We start from the raw sequence: 7,365 nt of genomic DNA, 5'->3' as shown, positions 1-7,365 counted from the left end.
CTGTTAGATATCTTCGTCTTTGCAACAGTTGGAATCATCTTTGCTGGTTTGACCCGCTATACCAAGAGCATTTATCCATCCTATGCGGTGCATGTGATTAATAATATTGTAGCGACATTACCATTTTTGCTGACTTTTTTACACAGGGTATTTAGCTAAAAATAGTAGATTAAAAATAATTATCGATTATGAGAAGTGAATAAGATTAGATTTCTGAATAATAGAATTTAATTTTATTCACTTCTTATTAGTTGACTAAGGAAATTGTGCTCTTTGAGCAATTCAAGACGTTTCGATGACAATTCAAGATTTGGATGAAAAATTTTAAAAAACAATGATATACTAAACTTGTCAAGGTTGCAACAGGACAAAAATTAAAAATAAAAAAGGAGTATTTGTCATGAATACAAAAATGATGTCACAATTTGAGATTATGGATACTGATATGCTTGCTTGCGTTGAAGGTGGTAGAAAATTTGGTGATTGTGAAACTGCAATTTCCGCTGGAATTGGCGTAGGTGCTGTTTTTGCAGGCCCGTGGGGAGCGGTTGGTTTAGGCACGGTTACTAATATGTTTTTTTGTGCTACCCCTGTTAGTTAATGCCTAATGAAAATCAGAGATTAAACTAGTAGACTAGTTACAAATAGCTCAAAGCACTGTTTTGAGAAGTATAAGCGACAAATAATTTATAGGCTAATGTAAAAGATTAGAGTTCTTATGAAAGTTTTTAAATTTTTGAAGTATATGCTAAGTAATATCAATATCGATGAATAGTTTAAATATAGGTTAGTTAATAGATAATACTACAGTACTCTTGTCTAGAGCAGAGGGAACGTTAGTCAGTATTAGAATTGAAAACTCACTTATTTAGTATATATTAAAGTAAGAGTGAAGGAGAAACTAGAAATATGAAAAAATACGTATATTTTTTAGATTTGTTTGCCCGAGTTTTATTAATATTGGCGTCTATTTTTCTTTGTATAAGAGTATTCATGATTTCAACGGAACTCTGGAGAAATATTTTGGTACTGGTAAGTACTCCTATTACAATCTATAGTCTGATAAAACATAGATTAGATAATAAGCTATATAAAAATCATAGTAAGAAAAAGTTATGAAACTATTGATCTATAGAACTGGTTTACGTGATTTGTAAAAAACAGAATAAATAGTAGGTATTCTCAAGTATTCATCTTTTAAATAGACTTTTGTTTTAGTAAAAGAGTATTAAAAAGTAGTGCTATAATAAACCTGTCAAGGTCGCAACAGGACAAAAAACTTCATTAAAAAGGTGGGTGTTTTCGAAATGCTTACCTTTTTAATGAAGTTTTTGCAATTCAAGATGTTTTGATGACCATTCATGATTTGAGTGATCCAAGGTCAAAATGAGTGCTATACTAGCAGTGTAAAGGTTGTAGCTCAACTAAGATAAAGCACACATTTAGGAGGAAATCTTATGAAGAAAAAATATTAATCATTTTCATCTTGTATCTGATCATGTCTATCTTTCTTTATCCGCTTAGGGAAAGTATCTGGTATCAGCTATTTTATACTATAGCCTATGTGATTGCAGTTATGATCTATTTTGCTTTAATGAAAAAGAAGGGAGCAAAGAAATGAAAACTTTTCTTGCTAAAAAACGGAACATCTTCCTTTCGTTTGGGGGTTGAAGTATTATAAAAAGTAGAGGTTAATGAAGTATAAAAGGGTAAGTGTTTTCGAAATGCTTACCTTTCTAATGAAGTTTTTGCAATTCAAGACGTTTCGATGACCATTCATGATTTGGGTGAAAAATTTTAAAAAAACAATGATATACTAAACTTGTCAAAGTTGCAACAAGATAAAAATTAAAAATAAAAAGGAGTATTTGTCATGAATACAAAAATGATGGAACAATTTGAGATTATGGATACTGATCTGCTTGAGACTGTAGGTGGGGGAGATTGCAATTAGGGAGATTTTGCCAAAGCAGGTGTTGGGGCAGGAATAGCGCGGGGACTTCAATTAGGAATTAAAACAGGAACATGGCAAGGCGCTGCAACTGGTGCAGCAGGAGGAGCTATACTTGGAGGTGTAGTCTATGCAGCGACATGTTGGTGGTAATTATGGATTTTAAAAGTTTTATTATTGGTTTAGTAGTTGGTATATTTGGTCCTTATATGGATGATTTAATTAGAAAAATATTTTCAAAATCTCCCAAAAAGGATACGGATAGTACCCCGTAAAAAATAAATTTCTCCCCTGTATTTGCTAGCTTAATTTACAGGGGAGTTTCTTTAATGTTGTTTAGCCTGTCAAAATGATATGTGATAGCAGGATGAAAAGTCTACAAACAAGTCGGTATCAATACAATATAAAGAAGAAAGTATGTTTTTCATGCTTGCTTTTTTAATTTTTTTACAATTCAAGACGTTTCGATGACCATTTAAGATTTAGATGAATTTGTAATCTTAAATAAGGTAAGATAAAGCTAACAAATGTAAAGGAGTATTCTTATGAAGAAACAAAATATAAAATCGCTATCACTTGTGCCACTTGTATTTGCATCTATTACTACGGGTGTTGCATATGCAGAAGAGCAGACTACTTCTTCCTCTATACAGACTAATGATAGTTCTCTTGTGGCACCAGATTTGCCACCGACTAAGGAAAAGGTGGAGAATAAATCTGCCGTTGTAACTCCAGAAGAGTATGAACAGAATGTTGAGAACTTTAAAAAGATAGATATTGAAGCCGTTCGTCAATCTTTTACAGAGGATCAATTGGAACATACTATTTATTTTGGTAGAAAAACTTGCTCTCATTGTCGTCAATTTTCTCCTGAATTGAAAGAATTTAATAACTTGATTGAAAAGAAGTTAGAGTATTATGATTTGGATGGTAAGGATTTTGATGGGGAAGCGAGAGAGTTTCTATTTAAAAAAGTCGGTATTCCAGGAACACCAACAATTTTGTATTTAAGAAATGGACGTCCGATATCTGGATGGGTTGGTGGGGGAGCGACTGCACAACAGGTTTATGATTATATGTACTCGAGAAACTCACCTAAGCAAACGGAAACAATAGCATCGTCCGAGGAAACAGTAACTGAAAATGTGCATGATGAGAAAACCAGAAATGACAGCATGAGTACTAGTGATAAAGTTGTAAGTGAAAGCAAAGGTATGAGTGATGAAAAAAGAACCGAAATGAAAACATCCAATGATAATCCCAATTCTAATAGTGAAAATAGTGGGAAAGTGGAGAGTATAAACTCAACTTCCAAAGCTAAAACTACTCAATCTGGCGATTTAGCAATGTTAGACAATAAGAATCAATTGGAAACTCTCAAACCTATTTTTGATGCTGCTCAGGAAAATAAAACTCCTTTAACCGATGTTAAGGGAAGCCAATCTATTACTTCGAATGAAAAATTATTACCGAAAACAGGAGAGGAAGAAAGTTACCAACTGATTCGGCTAGCTGTCGCGTTTTTTATGGCTTCTATAATGATTAAAGTGAAACAAAAAATTCATAAATAAAAATAGAGGGCAAACAGGTGCAATGATATTATTTGTTTGTAATAACATATGGCTAGAATTTGCCTATAGACAAAAGTGAAAGGGCAAGTATGTTTTTAATGCTTGCTTTTTAAATTTTTTAACAATTCAAGACGTTTCGATGACAATTCAAGATTTGGATGAAAAATTTTAAAAAACAATGATATACTAAACTTGTCAAGGTTGCAACAGGACAAAAATTAAAAATAAAAAAAGGAGTATTTGTCATGAATACAAAAATGATGTCACAATTTAAGATTATGGATACTAATATGCTTGCTTGCGTTGAAGGTGGGGATAAAGTAGGGGCTGGAGAAGTTGTTCAAGCATTGGGAGTTTGTACAATAGGAGGTGCAGCTCTGGGGAGTGTTATCCCAGTTGTGGGAACTCTTGCTGGAGGGATTTTAGGAGCACAATTCTGTACAGCAGTTTGGGGAGCTTTGAGGGCAAGTTAAATTTTTAGAGATATAGCAGATTAAAATATAATAGTAACAAATTGATTAAGAGAATTTAAAGCAATTTCTAAAAATGCTTTAGAAACGACATTGTGCGATGCTAGATTCAATTTACTATAGTAGTAAAAGGAGGTGATTTATATGAGATACAGGTTATTTCTTGTTATTTTTTTGGGTAGCATTTTGGATATTCTTTTAGGAACATTTTTGCAAATCTCTAATGTATCGATTGGGTGGCTTGTTCTCTACAGTGGTTTGTTTGAAGCAGGAGTTTTCCTTCTTACTAATAAAGGTTTGGCGGTAAAGATCAAGGAAGCAGACATTCAAAACCGCTTTAAATTTATTTTTAGAAAAACGGTATGGTTTCAAATCCTTTTGCTCATTTTTTTGATAGTCAAACTTTATCTTGGTTTGGATGCGAGGTTGATTTTATTCTATGGACATATTTTCATTGCCTTTAATGCCTTGATTTATCTTTTGTCTACTAGCCAAATTAATTTAACAAAGAAAGTGTGAAAAAATGGAACAATCAGTAAATAACTTCTTCATTTTATCCGATGAAAAGCTAACAACGATAACAGCTGGTGATAAACAACTTGCAGATGCATTTTTAAGTGGAGTAGGTGGTGCAGTTGAGGGGATTTCGCTTTGTATGCAGACAATCCCTTTCCCAACTCCTCAGATTTATTTGATTTGCGCAGCTGGTGGTGCAGCAGCTTCAGTTTTATGGCCACATTAGAGGATTGAGTTAGTATAGAGAGTTATTAATCTGGGTATTTCTTTGAGTTTATACTCTCTATACTGTATAGGAATATATCATGTATAAACACTTATTTTTTCCATATTCAAAAACCTTAGACCGGTTGACACCCTATATTCTAGTCTTGGCTTCCGACACCATTGCCTTCAATGTTTTTGTGCTAACCTTTGTGTCCGTTGTGATCTTCTATTTCTTGAATCCCATGATAGCTTTTATAGCTATATTCTTTGGTGCTGGCTATGTTGTCGGATTTTGGTTATTAAAATGGTTTGTTTTAGAGAGATTGGAGGTAAAGGATGGCTTGTAGGAAGGCTTACTTAGTGTTTAAGTGATTACCCTTATGGCTGTTTTCAATAAAGATTATACCTTGTTTTTTGATTTTTATTATAAAAATGTCAAATGTATCTCCTTACATTCATTCCTGATTCCTAAAAACTGAATCACTGTTTTCCTCAGGTTTATCTGGGGGAGGCAGTGATTTTTTGAAATAAAGACATAGATATTCCTGTTTTCCAATTTCCCTTATTTTAACCATTCAGGAAATCTCAAGCACTGTTTAAGATTTAGAGTAAGGATTTAGGGAAATATGGTTTATATTAGAGATGTTCCGAGTTTATAAAGGAGGGATTACATGAAAAAGTATCAGCTTCTATTCAAAACAAGTGCAATTTTATCCTACCTATTTTTCGTATTTGGTCTTTCTCAGTTGACGTTTATCATCCAAAATCATTGGCAATTTTCTTCTCAGATAGGAAATTTCTTCTGGATTCAAAATATCTTGAGTTTACTTTTTATTGGAGTCATGATTGTGGTTCTTGTTAAGACAGGCCATGGTTATCTTTTTCGCATTCCAAGAAAAAAATGGCTTTGGTATTCGATTTTGACAGTATTAGTGGTAGTGTTCCAGATCTCTTTTAACGTTCAGACAGCTAAACATGTTCAGTCAACTGCGGAAGGTTGGGCTGTATTGATTGGTTATAGTGGGACTAACTTTGCAGAGCTAGGTATTTATATAGCCCTGTTCTTTCTGGTTCCACTGATGGAAGAGTTAATCTATAGAGGATTACTGCAACACGCCTTTTTTAAAGATTCGAGATTTGCTCTTGATTTGCTTCTTCCATCCATTTTATTTGCTCTCCCTCATTTTTCAAGCCTGCCTAGTCTGTTAGATATCTTCGTCTTTGCAACAGTTGGAATCATCTTTGCCGGTTTGACCCGCTATACCAAGAGCATTTATCCTTCCTATGCGGTGCATGTGATTAATAATATTTTCGCAACATTACCATTTTTGCTGACTTTTTTACACAGGGTATTTAGCTAAAAATAGTAGATTAAAAATAATTATCGATTATGAGAAGTGAATAAGATTAGATTTCTGAATAATAAAATTTAATTTTATTCACTTCTTATTAGTTGACTAAGGAAATTGTGCTCTTTGAGCAATTCAAGACGTTTCGATGACAATTCAAGATTTGGATGAAAAATTTTAAAAAACAATGATATACTAAACTTGTCAAGGTTGCAACAGGACAAAAATTAAAAATAAAAAAGGAGTATTTGTCATGAATCTAAAAATGATGGAACAATTTGAGATTATGGATACTGAGATGCTTGCGAGTAAAGTAGGAGGAAAAACAATATATTACGGTAATGGTTTATATTGTGATAACTCTAAAGGTTGCTGGGTAAACTGGCCTGAAGCTATAAATAAAATTCTTACTAATTCTATTGTTAATGGATTTTCAGGTGGGAATGCAGGTTGGAATTCGGGTGGACCTCTATAATGAGAGGGTTAAAGTGGTTTTCTGGTGGGGTTGAAAGACGCCGTGAAGCTATCATCATATTAGAAGAACTTATTCAAAATATAAAATGTGATTCTCAACTCCTCCCTTTGAAAGATATATTGATTTCTTACGAATGTGAATTAAAGAAAGGAAGTATATCGATTCCTTATACCCTTAGTCGAATGAACATTGAAATTTCAAATGTATTAATTGAAAATGCGCTACATTTATCTGAAATTCAGTCTGATCAGATAAAAAAATTAAGAGAATTATCTAATATTAGATATGGATACTAGGGTACAGTATAGGTGATATGTTAATTATAGTTTATGTATTCCTAATATTTTTATTGTGACTCTGGATTTGAGTGAAAAAAATTAAAACAGTGCTATACTAAACTTGTCAAGGTTGCAACAAGACAAAAAACTCAAATTAAAAGATAAGTGTTTTTGAAATACTTACCTTTTTTTATGAAGTTTTTGCAATTCAAGATGTTTCGATGACAATTCAAGATTTGGATGAAAAATTTTAAAAAAACAATGATATAGTAAACTTGTCAAAGTTGCAACAAGACAAAAATAAAAAATAAAAAATATAAAAGGAGTATTTGTCATGAATACAAAAATGATGGAACAATTTGAGAGTATGGATACTGATATGCTTGCTTGTATAGAGGGTGGGGATGTATCTGGTATTTATAGAGGGTATGCTTATCAGGACAGTCCATTTGGTTCTTACCCTTCTATATTAAAAAATTCAGGTCCTTTCCCAGTAAGTGGGTACTGCCCGCGTGGTTATCGTGACCTTGGTTATATAGGAGCAGGTT

12 protein-coding genes and 2 pseudogenes are annotated in these 7,365 nt (G+C 32.9%); all 14 read left to right on the top strand.

Translation table 11 applies throughout. The annotated features are described in order from the left end of the window. Positions 1-159, top strand: a pseudogene (locus B7709_RS00260) (CPBP family intramembrane glutamic endopeptidase); the annotation flags it as partial. Positions 160-400: 241 nt separating this feature from the next. After that, complete coding sequence (locus B7709_RS10295; RefSeq protein ID WP_084970750.1) at positions 401-601, top strand: Blp family class II bacteriocin; 201 nt, start codon at positions 401-403, stop codon at positions 599-601. A gap of 828 nt (positions 602-1,429) precedes the next feature. After that, on the top strand, positions 1,430-1,621 hold the full coding sequence (locus tag B7709_RS10215) for a hypothetical protein (RefSeq protein ID WP_239822484.1): 192 nt from the start codon (positions 1,430-1,432) through the stop codon (positions 1,619-1,621). 252 nt (positions 1,622-1,873) lie between these two features. After that, positions 1,874-2,104 (top strand): annotated as a pseudogene (locus tag B7709_RS00245) (Blp family class II bacteriocin). Positions 2,105-2,106: 2 nt separating this feature from the next. Beyond that, positions 2,107-2,226, top strand: a complete 120-nt coding sequence (locus tag B7709_RS00240) for a PncF family bacteriocin immunity protein (protein ID WP_001829206.1) — start codon at positions 2,107-2,109, stop codon at positions 2,224-2,226. 270 nt (positions 2,227-2,496) lie between these two features. After that, a complete protein-coding gene (locus B7709_RS00235; RefSeq protein WP_084970748.1) occupies positions 2,497-3,522 on the top strand; it encodes a thioredoxin domain-containing protein in 1,026 nt (341 codons plus the stop codon). Between the two features lie 245 nt (positions 3,523-3,767). After that, positions 3,768-3,995: a Blp family class II bacteriocin gene (locus B7709_RS00230; protein WP_084970746.1), complete on the top strand. Its 228-nt coding sequence runs from the start codon at positions 3,768-3,770 to the stop codon at positions 3,993-3,995. 141 nt (positions 3,996-4,136) lie between these two features. After that, entirely contained in the window at positions 4,137-4,511 is a 375-nt protein-coding gene (locus B7709_RS00225) for an immunity protein (protein ID WP_084970744.1), read from the top strand. 4 nt (positions 4,512-4,515) lie between these two features. After that, positions 4,516-4,734: a hypothetical protein gene (locus B7709_RS00220; protein WP_000438252.1), complete on the top strand. Its 219-nt coding sequence runs from the start codon at positions 4,516-4,518 to the stop codon at positions 4,732-4,734. A gap of 79 nt (positions 4,735-4,813) precedes the next feature. Continuing rightward, positions 4,814-5,062, top strand: coding sequence for an immunity protein BlpZ (blpZ, locus tag B7709_RS00215; protein WP_084970742.1), 249 nt, complete (start codon positions 4,814-4,816; stop codon positions 5,060-5,062). Positions 5,063-5,386: 324 nt separating this feature from the next. Further along, positions 5,387-6,076 (top strand): CPBP family intramembrane glutamic endopeptidase, encoded by a 690-nt coding sequence (locus tag B7709_RS00210; protein ID WP_084970740.1) that lies wholly within the window; start codon positions 5,387-5,389, stop codon positions 6,074-6,076. Positions 6,077-6,317: 241 nt separating this feature from the next. Beyond that, entirely contained in the window at positions 6,318-6,539 is a 222-nt protein-coding gene (locus B7709_RS00205) for a leucocin A/sakacin P family class II bacteriocin (protein WP_001049877.1), read from the top strand. Continuing rightward, on the top strand, positions 6,539-6,835 hold the full coding sequence (locus B7709_RS00200; RefSeq protein WP_038804501.1) for a bacteriocin immunity family protein: 297 nt from the start codon (positions 6,539-6,541) through the stop codon (positions 6,833-6,835). The genes B7709_RS00205 and B7709_RS00200 overlap by 1 nt, the downstream gene beginning before the upstream one ends. Before the next feature lie 316 nt (positions 6,836-7,151). Then, a partial coding sequence (locus B7709_RS00195; RefSeq protein WP_084970738.1) for a bacteriocin class II family protein occupies positions 7,152-7,365 on the top strand: 214 nt, incomplete at its 3' end.

Source organism: Streptococcus oralis subsp. dentisani, assembly GCF_002096335.1.
GTDB classification, from domain to species: Bacteria; Bacillota; Bacilli; order Lactobacillales; family Streptococcaceae; genus Streptococcus; species Streptococcus oralis_Z.
Note: the sequence above shows the minus strand (reverse complement) of the source record. Positions and strands in the feature narration are given on the sequence as shown.